The 15,270-nt window shown below is 73.4% G+C and carries 16 protein-coding genes and 1 tRNA gene; 6 read left to right on the top strand and 11 right to left on the bottom strand.

All coding sequences use genetic code 11. The features are described 5' to 3' along the window. Nucleotides 1-19: 19 nt before the first annotated feature. The 5 genes from ACQPYD_RS31105 to ACQPYD_RS31085 form a co-directional block, all read right to left on the bottom strand. A complete protein-coding gene (locus ACQPYD_RS31105) occupies nucleotides 20-595 on the bottom strand; it encodes a TetR/AcrR family transcriptional regulator (RefSeq protein WP_433698933.1) in 576 nt (191 codons plus the stop codon). Nucleotides 596-696: 101 nt separating this feature from the next. Then, on the bottom strand, nucleotides 697-1,344 hold the full coding sequence (locus ACQPYD_RS31100) for a hypothetical protein (protein WP_433698932.1): 648 nt from the start codon (nucleotides 1,342-1,344) through the stop codon (nucleotides 697-699). Next, a complete protein-coding gene (locus ACQPYD_RS31095; RefSeq protein ID WP_433698931.1) occupies nucleotides 1,341-1,997 on the bottom strand; it encodes a hypothetical protein in 657 nt (218 codons plus the stop codon). Before ACQPYD_RS31095 ends, ACQPYD_RS31100 begins: the two co-directional genes overlap by 4 nt. Before the next feature lie 348 nt (nucleotides 1,998-2,345). Beyond that, nucleotides 2,346-4,922, bottom strand: coding sequence for a class IV lanthionine synthetase LanL (lanL, locus tag ACQPYD_RS31090; RefSeq protein WP_433698930.1), 2,577 nt, complete (start codon nucleotides 4,920-4,922; stop codon nucleotides 2,346-2,348). A 315-nt stretch (nucleotides 4,923-5,237) separates the two neighbouring features. Beyond that, nucleotides 5,238-5,399: a cinnamycin family lantibiotic gene (locus tag ACQPYD_RS31085; RefSeq protein ID WP_267947077.1), complete on the bottom strand. Its 162-nt coding sequence runs from the start codon at nucleotides 5,397-5,399 to the stop codon at nucleotides 5,238-5,240. Between the two features lie 195 nt (nucleotides 5,400-5,594). Between ACQPYD_RS31085 and ACQPYD_RS31080 the strand changes: the two genes are divergently transcribed. Beyond that, nucleotides 5,595-6,581 carry an ATP-binding cassette domain-containing protein gene (locus tag ACQPYD_RS31080; RefSeq protein WP_433698929.1) on the top strand — a complete coding sequence of 329 codons (987 nt, stop codon included), beginning with the start codon at nucleotides 5,595-5,597 and terminating at the stop codon, nucleotides 6,579-6,581. Beyond that, nucleotides 6,578-7,423 carry an ABC transporter permease gene (locus tag ACQPYD_RS31075; protein WP_433698928.1) on the top strand — a complete coding sequence of 282 codons (846 nt, stop codon included), beginning with the start codon at nucleotides 6,578-6,580 and terminating at the stop codon, nucleotides 7,421-7,423. Before ACQPYD_RS31080 ends, ACQPYD_RS31075 begins: the two co-directional genes overlap by 4 nt. A gap of 64 nt (nucleotides 7,424-7,487) precedes the next feature. Here the strand turns inward: ACQPYD_RS31075 and ACQPYD_RS31070 are convergent, their stop codons facing one another. Then, the gene (locus ACQPYD_RS31070) at nucleotides 7,488-8,309 is read right to left on the bottom strand and encodes an SAM-dependent methyltransferase (RefSeq protein WP_433698926.1); all 822 of its coding nucleotides are present in this window, start codon (nucleotides 8,307-8,309) and stop codon (nucleotides 7,488-7,490) included. Nucleotides 8,310-8,709: 400 nt separating this feature from the next. Here ACQPYD_RS31070 and ACQPYD_RS31065 point away from each other — a divergent pair, with 400 nt between their 5' ends. Next, entirely contained in the window at nucleotides 8,710-9,309 is a 600-nt protein-coding gene (locus tag ACQPYD_RS31065; RefSeq protein WP_433698923.1) for a class I SAM-dependent methyltransferase, read from the top strand. A 40-nt stretch (nucleotides 9,310-9,349) separates the two neighbouring features. On the opposite strand, the gene ACQPYD_RS31060 is transcribed toward ACQPYD_RS31065, so the two are convergent. The 5 genes from ACQPYD_RS31060 to ACQPYD_RS31040 all read right to left on the bottom strand — a co-directional run bounded on the left by ACQPYD_RS31060 (nucleotide 9,350) and on the right by ACQPYD_RS31040 (nucleotide 11,881). After that, nucleotides 9,350-10,132 (bottom strand): methyltransferase, encoded by a 783-nt coding sequence (locus ACQPYD_RS31060; protein WP_433698921.1) that lies wholly within the window; start codon nucleotides 10,130-10,132, stop codon nucleotides 9,350-9,352. Between the two features lie 368 nt (nucleotides 10,133-10,500). Beyond that, nucleotides 10,501-10,785 (bottom strand): hypothetical protein, encoded by a 285-nt coding sequence (locus ACQPYD_RS31055; protein WP_433698920.1) that lies wholly within the window; start codon nucleotides 10,783-10,785, stop codon nucleotides 10,501-10,503. Nucleotides 10,786-10,836: 51 nt separating this feature from the next. Next, a complete protein-coding gene (locus tag ACQPYD_RS31050) occupies nucleotides 10,837-11,076 on the bottom strand; it encodes a hypothetical protein (RefSeq protein WP_433698918.1) in 240 nt (79 codons plus the stop codon). After that, nucleotides 11,073-11,378: a hypothetical protein gene (locus tag ACQPYD_RS31045; protein WP_433698916.1), complete on the bottom strand. Its 306-nt coding sequence runs from the start codon at nucleotides 11,376-11,378 to the stop codon at nucleotides 11,073-11,075. The genes ACQPYD_RS31050 and ACQPYD_RS31045 overlap by 4 nt, the downstream gene beginning before the upstream one ends. 429 nt (nucleotides 11,379-11,807) lie before the next feature. Next, nucleotides 11,808-11,881, bottom strand: a tRNA-Gly gene (locus ACQPYD_RS31040). A 135-nt stretch (nucleotides 11,882-12,016) separates the two neighbouring features. Between ACQPYD_RS31040 and dcd the strand changes: the two genes are divergently transcribed. The 3 genes from dcd (at nucleotide 12,017) to ACQPYD_RS31025 (ending at nucleotide 15,268) form a co-directional block, all read left to right on the top strand. After that, a complete protein-coding gene (gene dcd / locus ACQPYD_RS31035; RefSeq protein ID WP_267947068.1) occupies nucleotides 12,017-12,607 on the top strand; it encodes a dCTP deaminase in 591 nt (196 codons plus the stop codon). A 430-nt stretch (nucleotides 12,608-13,037) separates the two neighbouring features. After that, nucleotides 13,038-14,036: a quaternary amine ABC transporter ATP-binding protein gene (locus ACQPYD_RS31030; RefSeq protein ID WP_433702183.1), complete on the top strand. Its 999-nt coding sequence runs from the start codon at nucleotides 13,038-13,040 to the stop codon at nucleotides 14,034-14,036. Further along, complete coding sequence (locus ACQPYD_RS31025; RefSeq protein WP_433698914.1) at nucleotides 14,033-15,268, top strand: ABC transporter permease; 1,236 nt, start codon at nucleotides 14,033-14,035, stop codon at nucleotides 15,266-15,268. Before ACQPYD_RS31030 ends, ACQPYD_RS31025 begins: the two co-directional genes overlap by 4 nt. The last annotated feature ends 2 nt before the right edge of the window (nucleotides 15,269-15,270 follow it).

Raw genomic sequence — 15,270 nt, 5'->3', positions numbered from 1 at the left:
GGGCCGCCGCGGGCGGGGCTCACTCCCCGCCGAAGAGCCGGGAGGCCGTGCCCCGGGCCCGGTCGAGCGGCCCGCGGTCGCGCGTGGCGCGGGAGAGCAGGAGCGCCCCCTCCACGAGGGAGAGCGCGGACCAGGCGTCGGCGTCCGCCTCCTCGGCCCCGCGCCCCTCGGCCACCAGGCGCTGCGCGAGCGTGGCCTGCCAGGAGGAGTACACCCTCCTGCACACGGTGTGCACCAGGTCGTTGGTGGCCGAGACGTCCAGGGCGGTGGCGGCCAGGGGGCAGCCCCTGGTGAACGCCGACCCCTCCATCCTGGCGGTGAAGAGGTCGACCACGCCCCGGACGAGGGCTGCCGCGTCGGGAGCCTCCTCGGAGAGCTCCCGGATGCGGGTCCCGATCTCGGCACCGGCGGACTCCAGGGCCGCCGCGACCAGTTCGTCCTTCCCTCCCGGGAAGTGGAAGTAGAGGGAGCCGCGGGGGGCGCCGCTGGCGGCCAGGACCTGCTCCAGACCCGTTCCGGCGTAGCCGTGGGCCTCGAGCAGCTCGCGTGCGCGGTCGACGAGCCGTGTCCGTGTGACCGTTCCCCTGGTGCCCATGACAGTGACGGTAGACCCGGCCCCGGGGCGAGTACAGCGGAACGGTCGGGACACGCGGGCCGTGCGGCCCGGTGCCGCACGGCCCGCGTGCCGTGTCCGCGTCACCTGCCCGCGTCGACCAGGCGCTCGACGAAGGAGCGGTAGTCGCGCAGGGCCAGGCGCAGGGACTCGGTGTCCGAGCCGTCGCCCTCGCTCCACGCGGAGCGGAGCGCGGCCCGGCGCGCCTCGATCCCGGCGATCACGGCGTCGGCGACCTCGGCCGCCAGCGCGTCCGCCTCACGCACGGTTCCCCGCGGATCGTCGACGAACCCGCCCTGCGTCTCCTGCCAGCGCTCCCGCACGTCGCCCGGGTCCATGCCGCGTGGCCCGGACCTCCCCGCCGGGTCCTCCGCTCCGCGCGGGCCGGAGGGCGCGGACCCGGCGGGAGCCGGGGCCCGCGCGTCAGGGGGAGAGGGGGCGGGGTCGGACACCTCGGCGTCGACCGCCACCGCCCGCGCGGCGCCGGGCACCGCGTCCGGGGCAGGGGGCGGGGGCGCGGCCTGGGCAGGCCCCGCCGCCCGTGCCGGGTCCGCGTGGACCCCGCCGCGCCGCCGCTGCTCCGGCACCTCCTCGGCCGGGGGCCGCCGGACCCCGGCGGTCCCGGGCGTCATCCGGCCGCCGGCGTCCTCGCGCTCCTGCGCCCGCGGGGTCCGGCGGACGCCGCTCTGCTTCCCGTCCGCCGGTGCGGCGGTCTCGTCGTGCTCTCTCACCGGTCCACCTCCGTATCGGTCCCGCTCCGCGCCGGACCGGTCACGGTCCTGCCCGGAGCCGCGGTCGGGGTCGTGCCGGGGGACTCGGGCAGCCCGCCCAGCAGGGCCTCCACGAGGCCCCGGAAGGCCACCAGCTCCTCGCGCAGGCCCTCGGTGCCGACCCGGTCGGCCCCGGCCGGGCGTACGGCGCCGCGCACGCGGTGGAACTCGGCCACGGCGGCGGGGTGGTCCACCGACAGGTCTCCCGCGCGCTGCTCGAAGCCCCGGTCCTCGGCCGGGGCGCGGTCGGCGTAGCCGACGTCGGCCATGATCCCCTCGACCAGCCCGCGGGCGTTGCGCACGGCGCTGACGGGGTCGTCCACGAACTCCTGCTGCACCGCGGCCCACGTGCCGGCGTGCGCCTCGCGCTCGCGGTCGGTGAGCCTGCGGAGCCTCATGCCCTGGTGGCGGTCGAGCCGCTCGGACAGCTCGCGTTCCGCGGCCGCCCTGCCGCCGTGGGCCTCCACGGCACGGTAGTACTCCGCGCCGAAGCGCTTCTTGAGCCGGGCGGTGCGCCGGGCGGGGAGGATGGAGGAGCGCGCGGCGAGCGCGACTCCCACGGCGACGATGACGACCGCCGCGATGACGATGATGACAACGGTTCCGGTTTCCACTGGGGGCACCTCCTGTCGTCGGGTCGTCCTGCCCTGCCCTGATGACCACGTCCAAAACGCGGTCACGGGGAGGCTCCGGCCCCGCCGCAGGTGGGAGCGCCGACAGCGCCCGGGACGGTCGGTCGCCGCGGGGCCGTCTCGTCCGAGGAGGGTGTTCCCGCGCCTCCCGGGCACCGTGCGCCACACGCGTGAGCCGGTGCCGCAGAGGACCCGCTGGCACCGTGGCCGCCGCCCCCCGTCGACCCTCGTCGGCCGCGTGCCGCGCGTGGCCGAGGGGGCACCGCACCGCCGCCCGCGACGACCCACGCGGGGGTGCGGGACCGGGACGCGGCGCGGACCGGGCGGCGGTCAGCGGCGGGCGGCCAGGAGTTCGTCCCCGAGCCAGTCCCGGGGACCGCCACGGTCGAGCCGGCGCAGGAAGGACAGGACCCCGGAGACCCCCGTCGCCCAGCCGCCGCCCGGCTCACGGGTGTGGTCGAGGAAGACCGGCGCCTCCGGGGTCCCGGCGGAGCGCACCAGCACCAGCCCGGCGACGTCCACGGCCGCGTCCCGGTACGCCGCCCCGCCCGTGAGCCCGGCGGTGTCGAGAAGGAACTCACCGACCCCCGCCAGCCCGCAGCACTGGCAGGCGACCTGCATCTTCGGGGCGAGGGCGCGGCAGTGCGACGCGGTCGTCTCCGCGAGCCCGGTGTAGCGGGGCTCGCCCCGCACCGCGCCGGCCCGGAGCAGTACCCCGCCGATCCCGGTGAGCCCCTGGCAGAAGGAGGCGGCCATGGGCCGGGCCTCGGGCGCGGAGGCGGCCGAGACCAGCCCCGGGACGAACCCGGCCAGCACCTCCAGGCAGGCCGCGGCCTCCGCGCCCGCGGCCGTGTCGCCGGTGGCGGCCTCCAGGCACAGGAGGAAGTGGGCGACGCCCGCGACGCCGTGCGCGAACCCCAGCCGCGTCGTCACCTCCTCGTGGTCGCGTAGGTCGGGCGGGCAGGCGCGCAGCCCCTCCGCGGGGGCCGAGGCCACGAGCCGCTCCGCGCAGCCTTGCGCCAGGTCGAGCCGGGACCCGTCCCCGCACAGGCGCCACAGCTGGAGCTGGGCCAGGCCGATCCCCGCCAGCCCCGACGAGTAGTCGTTCTCGGGGACCGACTCCGGGGCGGTCCGCGCCAGGGGGCGCACCGCGTCGGCCAGGGTCGGCTCGTCCAGTTCGCGGGCCGCCGCGGCCAGGAAGAGGGCGGTGCCCGCCTCGCCGTCCTGGAGGCCGGGCAGCGACCGGCGCAGCGTGAGGAAACCCGCGGTCCAGTGCGCCAGTGCGCGGGCCAGGCCGCGGGACTCGGCGTCCCCCTGGCGCAGCAGCTCCGTGCCCACGCCCGCCGCGCCCCGGTACAGGTTGGTGGGGCTGGGCCGCCCTCCCGGCGAGCCGCCGCGTCCGGACAGCAGGTCGCGCGCCACGCCGCGGGTCTGCTCCAGGGCGCTCGCCACCAGTGCGGGAAGGGAGTGCGGGGTGACGGTGTAGCGCGGTTCGGCCCGGAGCGGCGGATGGTCCCCGCCCCCGCGGAGCAGGTCGGCCGCCGCCCTGCGCTCGGCGGGGTCGGGGGACATCAGCCCCGGCACCGCGCGGGCGCAGGGCGGGACGCCGTCGCCCAGCGAGGCCAGGAGGGTGCGGGCGCGCCCGTCGTCGGGCACCGCCCGGGTGGAGCGGGCGGCCGGCTCGGTGCCGGTGGCGGCGTACAGCAGGGTGGCCCCCAGCGAGTAGAGGTCGTCCTCCTCGCACGCCGGTTCGCCGCGTTCCTGCGCGGGGGAGGAGTACCCCGGGGTCCAGCCGTGCACCTGGTCGCCGTCGAGGCTGCTGATCTCGAAGTCCACCAGGGAGGGGGCGCCGTCGTCGGCCAGCACGATGTTCTTGGGGGCGAGGTCGCGGACGAGGACGCCGCGGCCGTGGACCGCGTCCAGCAGCCCGAGCAGATCGCGGCCCAGGCGCTCCAGGTCGCGTTCCGGGGTGGTGTACGTGCCGTTCTCGGCCACGTCGGTGCGCAGGTCCCGGGGGCCGACGTCCGTGGTGACGAGGAACTCGTCGGCGCCGTGCCGGAAGTGGTCCACCACGCGGGGGACCCCCGCGACGTCCTCAAGACGGCGCAGCACGGCGGCCTCGCCGCGCAGCCGGTGGCGCGCGTCGCGGGACCCGTCGAGGTCCTCGCCCGTGTACGCGCGACGCTCCTTGACGACCACCCCCGCGCCCGACTCCCGGTCGGAGCCCCGGTAGACGCCGCCCACCGCGGTGTGGGCGATGGCGCCGGGCACCAGGAAGCGGCCGCCGAGCAGGACGGGCTCCCGGTCGGCCCCGCCGGGGGAGGGGGGCTGCCCCGTGAACGGGTCGGGAAGCCAGTCCGGCGGCTGGTAGCGCCCGTCCGCGGCGCCGGGGCGCTCGCGTCCCTCGGCGTCGTGGAGGACCAGCTGGAAGTCGCCGTTGCCGTCGATGCCGTAGACGCCGGCGAACGGCGCGTAGCGGTAGTAGACCGGCGCGTCCGGCCGCAGCCTGCGGTCGCTGGGGATGCCGGGCCCCTCCACCCCGACGAGTTCGGCGGCGAGCTTCTCGGCCAGGTCGGCGAAGTCGTCCGGGCGGGTGTAGACGGTGACGCCCTTGCCGACGGCTCCGGGGCGGTTGTGGTGGGAGTTGAGTTCGCGCATGGCCTCCGTGGTGCGCGCGAACTTGAACCTGCACGGCGTGCGCAGCAGCAGGGGGAGCACACGCTCGACGGTGGCCAGGAGGGTGACCGGCCGGGCGGACACGTGGATCTTCCACCCCTGGGGCGGAAGGTCGAGTCCGGGAAGCGCGACGTCGGTCCAGGGGCCGTAGTCGGAGACCACCCGGCCCGCCTCGACGGCCCTCTCCCGTATGCCGACCGTGCACGTGCGTGTGCCGGTGTGCTCCCGCACCCTGGTCTCCCTCGTGGTCGTCGGTGTCGAAGACGGGGCGGCCGGCTGAGCGGCCGACCGCCCCGCGGCCGGCGCGTCGGGCTCACACGGTGAACCCGGCGCGCGGCGGGGTGAAGGGGGCCCGGTTCCGGGACCGCCGCCCCGCGCTGTCGTCCACCCCGGTCGGCAGCGCTCCCTCATGGCACAGGTGGAGGAGGGCGATCGTCTCCGGACGGCCCCCGTCGGAAGGTCCGGCGCTCGTGCTCACGGCGCCCCGACGGGGTGCGTCACGGTCGTCTCGGGGGGTCGGCGGTACCCGGGCGGGTCCGGACCGGACTAGAGCGAGTAGCCGTCGCAGCGGATGGTGAAGCCGGAGACGCAGGTGTTGCGGCACTCCAGGTTGAGCCGCTCGGAGATGAGCTCGGTCTCGGCCCCGAGGGAGATCAGAGCGGTGGTGTCGAGCGATCCGGCGTCGCGGGGCAGTTCCTGTGCGGACATGAGTCCTCCAGATCTAGCAACTTTTTGTTAATGGCCGACTACCTTGGGTAGTCTTGCCAGGAGTAGTGATCCCCCTCCACCCCCCGCGAAAACGCCGGTGGGGCGGGACGACCCGGCTCGGCCCCCGAGTCGGATGGTTTTGCCCCCATGAGGAGCGAATTGGAACCAGGAACACAGGCCCGAGTTCCGCTCGAAGTGACGTCCTCAAAGGCGCCGGGGGATCGGACCGAATCCTCGCCCCCGGCGGCGATCAGGACAGAGGCACTGGTCAAGACCTACCCGGGGGTGGAAGCGGTCCGGGGACTCGACCTCCTCGTCCACCCCGGGGAGATCTTCGGGTTCCTGGGACCCAACGGGGCGGGCAAGTCCACCACCATCTCGATGCTCTGCGCGCTCACACGGCCCACCAGCGGCGGGCTGTGGGTGGCCGGGCACGACGTCCGCGTCTCCCCCGACGCCGTCCGCAGGTCCATCGGCGTGGTCTTCCAGGGCTCCACCCTGGACGACAAGCTGACGTCGGAGGAGAACCTGGCCATCCACGCCGCCCTCTACGGGGTCCCCCGCCGCCAGGTGCGCGAGCGCGTCGTGGCCATGCTGACCCTGGCCGACCTGCTCGACCGGCGGCGCAGCCTGGTCCGCACGCTCTCCGGCGGGATGAAGCGCCGCCTGGAGATCGCCCGCGGCCTGCTGCACCGCCCCCACGTGCTCTTCCTGGACGAGCCCACGGTCGGCCTCGACCCGCACAGCCGGGCCGAGGTCTGGCGCCACGTCCACCGGATGCGGAGCGAGACGGGGGCCACCGTCCTGCTCACCACCCACCAGCTGTCCGAGGCCGACAACTGCGACCGGATCGCCATCCTGGACCGGGGGCGGGTCGTGGCCCTCGGCACCCCCGCCGAGCTCCGCTCGCGGATCGGCCGCGACCGTATTGTGCTGGTCGCCTCCGACCCCGGGCAGTGCTCGCGGCGGCTGGCCGACTCCCTGGGGCTGAGCCCCTCCGTGGAGGACGGCGCCCTGGTCGTGCGGGTCGAGGACGGGGCGGCCGTGCTCCCGGCGGTCATGGCGGCCCTCGGCGGCTCCGTCACGTCGGTGTCCCTGGTCCGGCCCACCCTGGACGACGTGTTCCTGCACTACACGGGCCGCAGTATCGATTCGGAGCCCGCAGAGGGGGCAGACGCGTGAGCCCCGTGACGGCGGCCCCCCCGAGGGCCGCGCGCCTGGCCTCCGAGGGACGCGCGGCGGCCGCGGTGTGGAAGCGCGAGATGATCACGTTCCAGCGCGAGCGGATGCACCTCGTCGTCAGCCTGCTGCAACCCCTGCTGATCCTCGTCGCCCTGGGCGTGGGGCTGGGGACGGTGGTCCCCGAGGACGGTTCCGGCGTCGGCTACGTGACGTTCCTCTTCCCCGGCGTCCTCGTGATGGCCATCCAGCCGCCGGCGTTCGCCACCGGCGCCTCCATCCTGTGGGACCGGGAGTTCGGCTTCCTGCGGGAGATGCTGGTGGCGCCCGTGCGCCGGGAGTCGCTGCTGCTCGGCAAGGTCCTGGCGGGCACCACCATCGCCACGTGCCACGGCGGGATCCTGCTCCTCTTCGCCGGGCTCGCGGGCGTGCCCTACGACCCGCTCCTCTTCGCCGGGTTCGTCGCGGTGCTGGCGCTGGCGTCGTTCGCCATGACCTGCCTCGGGGCGCTGCTGGCGGTCTGCGTGCCCAGCCCCAAGAGCTTCCAGGCCGCCACGGGCCTGCTCCTGGGACCCCTCGTGTTCCTGTCGGGGGCGTTCTTCCCGCTCAACGGGCTGCCGTCCTGGCTCGTCGCCCTCACCGCCCTCAACCCCCTGACCTACGCGGTCGACGCGGCCAGGCGCGTCCTCGCCGCCCACCTGCCGGCCGGGGCCGCCGACGGGATGTTCCGCGGCCTGGAGCTGTGGGGCGTGCGGCCGCCGGTCTCCGGGGAGCTGATGGCGCTGACCGTCTTCGGCGCGGTGTTCCTGCTCGTCGGGGCGCGCCGCTTCGCCCGCCCCGACTAGTGCGCCGTCCGGGACGGGGTCGCCGCCCCGGCCCGGACGGCGCCCCGGGACCGCTGTCCCGGCGTCAGGGCTTGCGCGCCACCCCGCCGTACTGGTCCATGCCCCGCCGGGTGCCGACCTCGATGGGGCCGGGACGCCACAGGGGGCACGGGACCACACCGGGCTCCAGCAGCTCCAGGCCCTCGAAGCGGGTGGCGATCACCTCCGGGCTGCGCAGGAGGTAGGGGACGTCGCCCTGCTTGTTCCCCACCTCGATGGCCTGGTTGTAGGCCTCGCTGGTGTTGGAGCCGTCGTAGCTCGCCAGGTAGCTCCCGGGCGGCAGGGCGTCCATGAGCCGGCGCACGATCGGCATGATCTCGTCCTCGGGCACGTGGCCCAGGATGCCCATGAGCATGAGCGCGACGGGCTTGTCGAAGTCGAGGGTCTGCGCGGCCTGCTCGAGGATCCTGTCGGGATCGCGCAGGTCGGCGTCGATGTAGTCGGTGGCCCCCTCCGGCGTTCCGACGAGGAGCGCCCGCGCGTGCGCGAGCACGAGGGGGTCGTTGTCCACGTAGACCACGCGGGACTCGGGGGCGACGGCCTGGGCGACCTCGTGGGTGTTGTTGGCGGTGGGCATCCCCGTGCCGATGTCGAGGAACTGGCGGATCCCCGCCTCCCCCGCCAGGTGGGTGACCACGCGGATCAGGAAGTCCCGGCTCGTGCGGGCCAGGTCCCTGATCTCCGGGAAGAACTCGGCCACCGCGTCGCCCGCCTCGCGGTCGACCGGGTAGTTGTCCTTGCCGCCCATCCAGTAGTTCCAGATGCGGGCCGAGTGGGTCCGCGTGGTGTCGATCTGCGGCGGCCGGCCGGAGCTGTCGGGGGTGGACGGGGACGAGTTGTCGGTCATAGGGGTCTCTACCTCGCTGCAAGGGGGTTCACGCCACAGAGCGGGGGATCCGGCGCTGGCGCGCCCGGAACCCCTGTCTCATCAGGGATCTACTCGCGCCAACCATAGACGACGCGGCGCCGCCGACGGGCGCACGGAGGAGCGGGGAAGGCGGAGCCGGGCCTGCGGGGAACGGTCGGTGTCCGGCCCCCGGAGACCGACCGCCGGCGCTCCTGCCGGGCCCGGGCGCGGCGGCCCCGGCACGGGAGCGGCGGGCCCCGCCGCGCCCGCGCCGCCGGAACGGCCGGATCCGCCGCTCCCGGCGGCGGAGCCCGGGCCCTCTACCTGCGGATGCGCTGCCCCGCAGGCGGTTCGAGGGGGTTGGCCGGGCCGTTCCGGAGCAGCGGCCTACGTTGGGGCCATGACGAAATACGCGTGGATGTATCGTCTCGGCCTCACGCCCTGGGAGCGCTACGGCGCCGCGGGCGGGACCCAGCTCGGCTCCCTGCTCGACCGCGAGGCGCGGGAGCGCCCGACCGGTCCCGGGCGGGCGCTGGACATCGGCTGCGGACGTGGGCAGTTCACCCCCGAGCTCGCCCGGCGCGGGTGGGAGGCGGTGGGCGTCGACATCGTCCCGGCGGCGATCGCGGCAGCCCGGCGCAAGGGCCCTGCGGACGTCTCCTACGCCGTGGGCGACGCGACCGCCCTGGAGACGGCCGGCCTGGGCGTGTTCGACCTCTTCCTCGACGTCGGCTGTTTCCAGGGCCTCGACCCGGACCGGCGGGCCGCGGAGGGGCGGGGTGTGACGGCGCTGGCCGCACCGGGGGCCACCCTGCTGCTGCTCGCGTTCGGACCGTCGCGGTACAGCCGGCTCGTCGAGGGCGTCTCGCGGGCGGAGGTCGAGGCGGCGTTCCCGGGGTGGGAGCTCCTCGCCGCCGAGGACGCGGACACCGCCGGCCTGGGGTGGCCGATGGACCGCACCTCCCCGCAGTGGTACCGGTTCCGCCGCACCGACGGGTGACGCGGTTCCCGGGGGCCGACGGCCGCGAGCCGGCGTCCGGTCAGGCGTCCCCCGCCGTGCGGGTGGTGTCGTGCAGCTCGAACATCTGGTGCTCGATGTGGTGGTCGGGTTCGGCCCGTTCGGCGGCCAGGAGTTCGGGCCGCCAGCCGTGGGCGGCCGCGAGGTCCTCCATCGCGTCGCGGTAGCCGATGTCCCCGAACCCCAGGAAGAGCCGGCCCCGGGGCGCGAGGACGGCGCGCGCGCCGGCGAGGTAGGAGCGGCAGCAGTGGTGGCCGATGTCGAAGACCGCGCGGGTCAGGTCGCAGGGGTGCTGGTAGCCCTCGGGCATGGAGACGTAGGGGATGGCCCAGAAGACGAGGTCGTACCCGGTGTCGGGGACGGCGTCGAACACGTCGCCGACCACGACCCGGACCCGGGAGGAGACACCGTGGCGCCGGGCGTTGCGGGCGGTGTTCGCGGCGGCGGCGGGACCGATGTCGACCGCGGTCACCTCGGCGCACCCGGAGAGCGCGGCCAGCACCGAGGTCACGCCCGCGCCGCAGCCGATCTCCAGGAAGCGGCCCCCCTGCGGGAAGGGCAGGTGGCGGGTGTAGAACCCGGTGCTCGAGGTGAGCGCGGGCGAGAACACCCCGGGCAGCAGGTCCCAGGAACGGCCGAGGGTGTCGAAGTTCCTCCGGCCCTCCGCGAGCGCCCGCTCGACCAGGAGCGTGCTCCCGGCGACGACGGCGGACGGGGACGGGGCCGGGGTCCCGCCCGCGGCGCCCCTGTGCCCGGGAGCAGGTGTGGTGCCGCGGGTGTTCGAGTGCTCGACGCGCTCGTGCATGGTTCCGCCTCGTCTCCTGGTCGGGGAACGCCTGCCGCAGGGGCCGCCGCCCGCCGGCCGTCACCCGGACCGGCGCGGTCGGCGGGGAAGGGGGCGTGGGCGGACGCGTGAGCGAGACGGTCCGCGAAGCGCTCCACGAGAGGGCGCCGTGTCACGGTGCCGGATCGTGTGAGCACTCTCCGAAATCAAGGACAGAGTAGACGTCGATTCCGGAGTCGGCCGGGGATGGCGCCTCCCGAACCTCAAGGAGGGCCTCTGAACTGGGAGAACGACTCCGAGTCGGGCTTGTGGAAAACGTGGGTGCGCGGGGCGACCTGGTGGCCGGGTTCGCGGTCCTGCCCGTGGGCGCCGGTGCGGGACCGAGCCGCCTACGTCTCCGACGACGGCATCACCGCCGTGGCCGCCTTCTGCTCGGCCGCGTCCGGGGAAGCCGGGTGATGTGCGAAGTGGTCGCGTCGGCGCTGACGGTAGACACGCTCTCCTGTGGTCACCAGGCCGATGAGGAGCAGGGCGTTGAAAACGAAGGGCACGACGGAACTCCAACTGCCGCCCGGGTACACGCCATAAGCGATCACCGCGAGGAGGAGGAACTGGATCACCAGGCACACCCTCAGCAGGCTGAGGAACCACGGTCTTCGTGGTGGGGAGTTCATGGGGCGCGACGCTCCTGTTCTGTGGTTGTGTTCGGTCGTGCGGACGGCACGTCACGGGGCGGATTCCTCCCCGGCGGGAGAGGCGGCCTGAGGTGCGGGGGCGTCGCGGCGTTCATGCCTGTACGTTCTGACGGCCCTGGTCAGAAGGACCGACCAGAACACGGTCACGGCCAGCGCCATACCGCTGACCCGCCCTTCGGTCAGCCATTCCAGTACCACCCACTGCGCTCCGACCCCGGTGAGGAGAGCGGTGAAGACGACCGGCCGACGGGCCGGAGCAGGAGTGCTCATCCGGTGGAGGCCTCCCGCCCCGTGTTCGCGGGGATGCGTGGATCGACGAGCGCCATCGCCGTGCACAGGGGCTGTTCCCCGGTGTTCGCTGAGGGGCGGCTCCGGACGCGTTCGCGCCGGTCGAGGGTCCAGCGGACGAGGAAGGGGCTCACCAGACCGCCGGCGCCGCTCCCGATGAGGGCCGTGAGCCACGTGGGCCAACTCGTCAGGAGTACGAGCGGCAACGAGACCGCCAACATCAGCGTGAACATGACGGCGACCATGGGGAGAAAGAACCTCTCCGGGTTCGGTGTGGCGCTCATATCGTCTCGAACTCCTTCGTGAGGAGGGCCGGCGCCGACGCCCACCGGTAGGGCAACGGGGGGCGAACGGCCCGCGCGACCCCCGGCCCGTGAGGCGGCCGAACAGGTCGCCGCCGACCACGGGGCGTGCATCCGCCCGGTGTCCCTTCGACGCACGAACACCGCCACCGGTGCCACCGAGGTCATAGACGTTCCGTGCGGGGCCACCCCGGAACCCCGCTGCCAGGCCTGCCCGGGCCGCCGGTGATGGGAAAGACGGTCAGGTGCCCCTTCGGAACCTGAGACGCGTGGCCGGGTTCGCCAAGGTGACTTGCCGCCGAGTCGCCCTGACGGGCGTGTGGCACGTGTGTGGCACGGCCTCGGGGCCCTGCTCCGGGAACGCGAGAGGCCAGGTCACCGGGGATCCGGTCTGACCTGGCCTCTGCTGTGTGGAGCGGATGACGGGAATCGAACCCGCGCTATCAGCTTGGGAAGCTGAAGTTCTGCCATTGAACTACATCCGCGTGTGACCGCCGGAAGTCCGGTTGTCGACGCACGCCATCCTAGCCCAACTCCGCCCCCCATGGGCAACTCGGCGCGGCAACCGCGGTCCGGCCGTCCCGCCTACGGCGCGTTGTCGCAGGCGGTAGGTTCGGACCGTGCTGCTCTCCGATCGCGATATCAAGTCCGAAATCGATGCCGGGCGGGTCCGGATCGACCCCTACGACCCCGGCCTCGTCCAGCCCTCCAGCATCGACGTGCGGCTGGACCGTTTCTTCAGGGTCTTCGAGAACCACAAGTACCCCCACATCGACCCCTCGGTCGAACAGCCCGACCTCACCCGCCTGGTCGAGACCGACGGGGAGGAGGCGTTCATCCTCCACCCGGGCGAGTTCGTGCTGGCGTCCACCTACGAGGTGGTCAGCCTGCCGGTGGACATCGCGAGCCGGCTGGAGGGCAAGAGCTCCCTGGGCCGCCTCGGCCTTCTCACGCACTCCACCGCGGGCTTCATCGACCCGGGATTCTCGGGGCACGTCACCCTCGAGCTGTCGAACGTGGCGACCCTGCCGATCAAGCTGTACCCGGGCATGAAGATCGGCCAGCTCTGCATGTTCCGCCTGTCCTCCCCGGCGGAGCGCCCGTACGGCTCCGCGGGCTACGGCTCCCGGTACCAGGGGCAGCGCGGTCCGACGCCGTCCAGGTCGCACCAGAACTTCGTCCGCACGCCCATCAGCCCGGACGCCTCCTGACCGGCGGCGGCTCTGGAATCGGCCGGACGCTTACGTTACGGTTATGAGTCGACACATACCGTCGCGCGACGCATCTGTCTCGCATATGTGACAAGGGTCACCACGAAAAGCAGAGTGGCATAGATCACATATAGACGTCTTGCGGTGCCGACATCCGGTGTCATAGGTCGGCGGACGGTTTTTATGTCGGTTAAACATGTTATTTGCCGGTTACCAACCGTCTGAACTGTGCGTACGTATCTCTGTAGGGTTTGCACCCGACGTGAACCAGGTAGCGGTACCGCCCCGACCAGGGGGCGCATGGGGGCCCTGCGCAAGCCAGCTACCTGCGGGAACCGCGGGTCGGCAGTGGGGCTGAATATGCCCTGGTGTGCCTCGCGGCCAGGACAGCCCCATAGAGGAGACCGTGCCAGCAGTACGCGCAGACCACTTGTACAAGGTGTTCGGGAAACAGTCCGGAGCCGCCGTCGAGCGGCTCCAGGACGGCAGCCACCGTGACACCATCGCCGACCTCGACGTGACGGCAGCCGTCATCGACGTGTCCTTCGAGGTCGAACCGGGCGAGATCTTCGTCGTCATGGGCCTGTCCGGATCAGGGAAGTCGACCCTGATCCGGATGCTCAACGGCCTCCTGGAACCCACCGCGGGGACGGTCGAGGTCGACGGCGTGGACATCACCGCCCTGAGCAGGAAGGAACTCCTGAACCTCCGGGGCGAGAAGATCAGCATGGTCTTCCAGCACTTCGCGCTCCTGCCCCACCGCACGGTTCTCGAGAACGCCGCCTACGGCCTGGAGCTCCGCGGGATCCCGCGTGCCGAGCGCGGCCGCAAGGCGCTGGAGACCCTCGAACTGGTGGGTCTGGGCGGCTGGGAGGACAAGCTCCCCGAACAGCTCTCCGGAGGCATGCAGCAGCGCGTGGGCCTGGCCAGGGCACTGGCCGCGGACACCGACATCATCCTCATGGACGAGGCGTTCAGCGCCCTCGACCCGCTCATCCGGCGGGACATGCAGACCCAGCTCCTGGAACTCCAGGAGAGCCTGGGCAAGACCATCGTCTTCATCACGCACGACCTCAACGAGGCGATGCGCCTCGGCGACCGGATCTGCGTGCTCCGCGACGGCCGCGTCGCCCAGATCGGCACCGCGCAGGAGATCCTCAGCGAGCCCGCCAACGACTACGTCCAGCGGTTCATCGAGGACGTCGACCGGACCCGCGTGCTCACCGCATCCTCCGTCCTGGACGCCGACGGCCCCGCGGCCGACGCGTCCGCGCCGCAGGTCGCCGCGAGCACGCCGGTGGCCGACCTGTACGCCGACATGACCACCGCCGAACGCCTCCGCGTGGTGGCCGAGGACGGCAGCGTCCTCGGCACGGTGACGCGCAACTCCGTGCTCGCCGCTCTCGCGGCGGGGAAGGAGACACCGTGACACCCGTGGAGTTCCCACCGAGCCTGCCGATCGGCGAGGGCTTCGAGGCGTTCAACAGCTGGCTCAAGTCCAACTTCGGCCTCTTCTTCGACGCGCTCGGCGCGTTCATCCGCTGGGCGGTCGACGCCCTGTCCGGGTTCTTCGTCGAACCGGGTGCGGGCCAGCTCGCGTTCATCGCCGCGGTCGTCGTCGCGGCCCCCCTGCTGAGGACCCGGCGGCTGCCGCTGGTCGTGATCGTCGGCGCCGTCTCGCTGCTCTACGTCCTCCAGGGGCAGTTCGGCTTCGGCGACACCGTCGTGAACCTCCTCGGACGCCCGTTCTTCGGGTGGGCGATGACGCTCTTCGACCAGCAGTACGTGGACGCCTACCTGTGCATCTCGCTGCTGTTCCTGATCGCCGTCACCGTGCTGGGCCTGACAGGCCGGTCGACGAGGGTCCGGACCGCCGTCGTCGCGGGCGGCTGGCTCGTCCTCCTCGTGCTGGGCTGGCTCGTGCTGCCGGCGCTGGTCACGAACCCGGCGTCGCTGCTGATGATCCTGCTGCTCGCCCTGCTCGCGCTCTCGGTGGCCGGATGGCGGATGGGCCTGTTCGCCCTCGTCGCCCTCACCCTGATCGCGTCCGTCGGCCAGTGGACGAACGCCATGGACACCCTGGGCCTCGTGCTCGTGGCCAGCGCCATCGCCGTCGTCGTCGCGATCCCCATCGGCGTCCTCGCGGCCTACAACGACACGGTCAGCAAGATCGCCAAGCCGGTCCTCGACCTGATGCAGACGCTGCCCGCGTTCGTCTACCTGATCCCCGCGATCTTCTTCTTCTCGATCGGCGCCGTCCCGGGCGTGGTCGCGACCATCGTGTTCGCGATGCCCCCCGGCGTCCGCCTGACCGAGCTGGGCATCCGCCAGGTCGACCGCGAGCTGGTGGAGGCGGGCGAGGCGTTCGGCGCGCCGAGCCGCAAGATCCTCACCGGCATCCAGCTGCCGCTGGCCCTCCCGAACATCATGGCGGGCGTCAACCAGGTCATCATGCTCGGCCTGTCGATGGTCGTCATCGCGGGCATGGTCGGCGCGGGCGGCCTGGGGAGCCAGGTGTACCAGGGCATCACGCGCAACGACGGAGCGCTCGGCTTCGAGGCCGGCATCGCCGTGGTCATCCTGGCCATCTTCCTCGACCGCCTCACCGCGGCCGTCACCCGCAAGGGGCCCCGGGCCCGCGCCTCCGCACAGGCGTCCTGAGC

Source organism: Nocardiopsis sp. CA-288880 (genome assembly GCF_050955985.1).
GTDB classification, from domain to species: domain Bacteria; phylum Actinomycetota; class Actinomycetes; order Streptosporangiales; family Streptosporangiaceae; genus Nocardiopsis; species Nocardiopsis tropica.
Note: the sequence above shows the minus strand (reverse complement) of the source record. Positions and strands in the feature narration are given on the sequence as shown.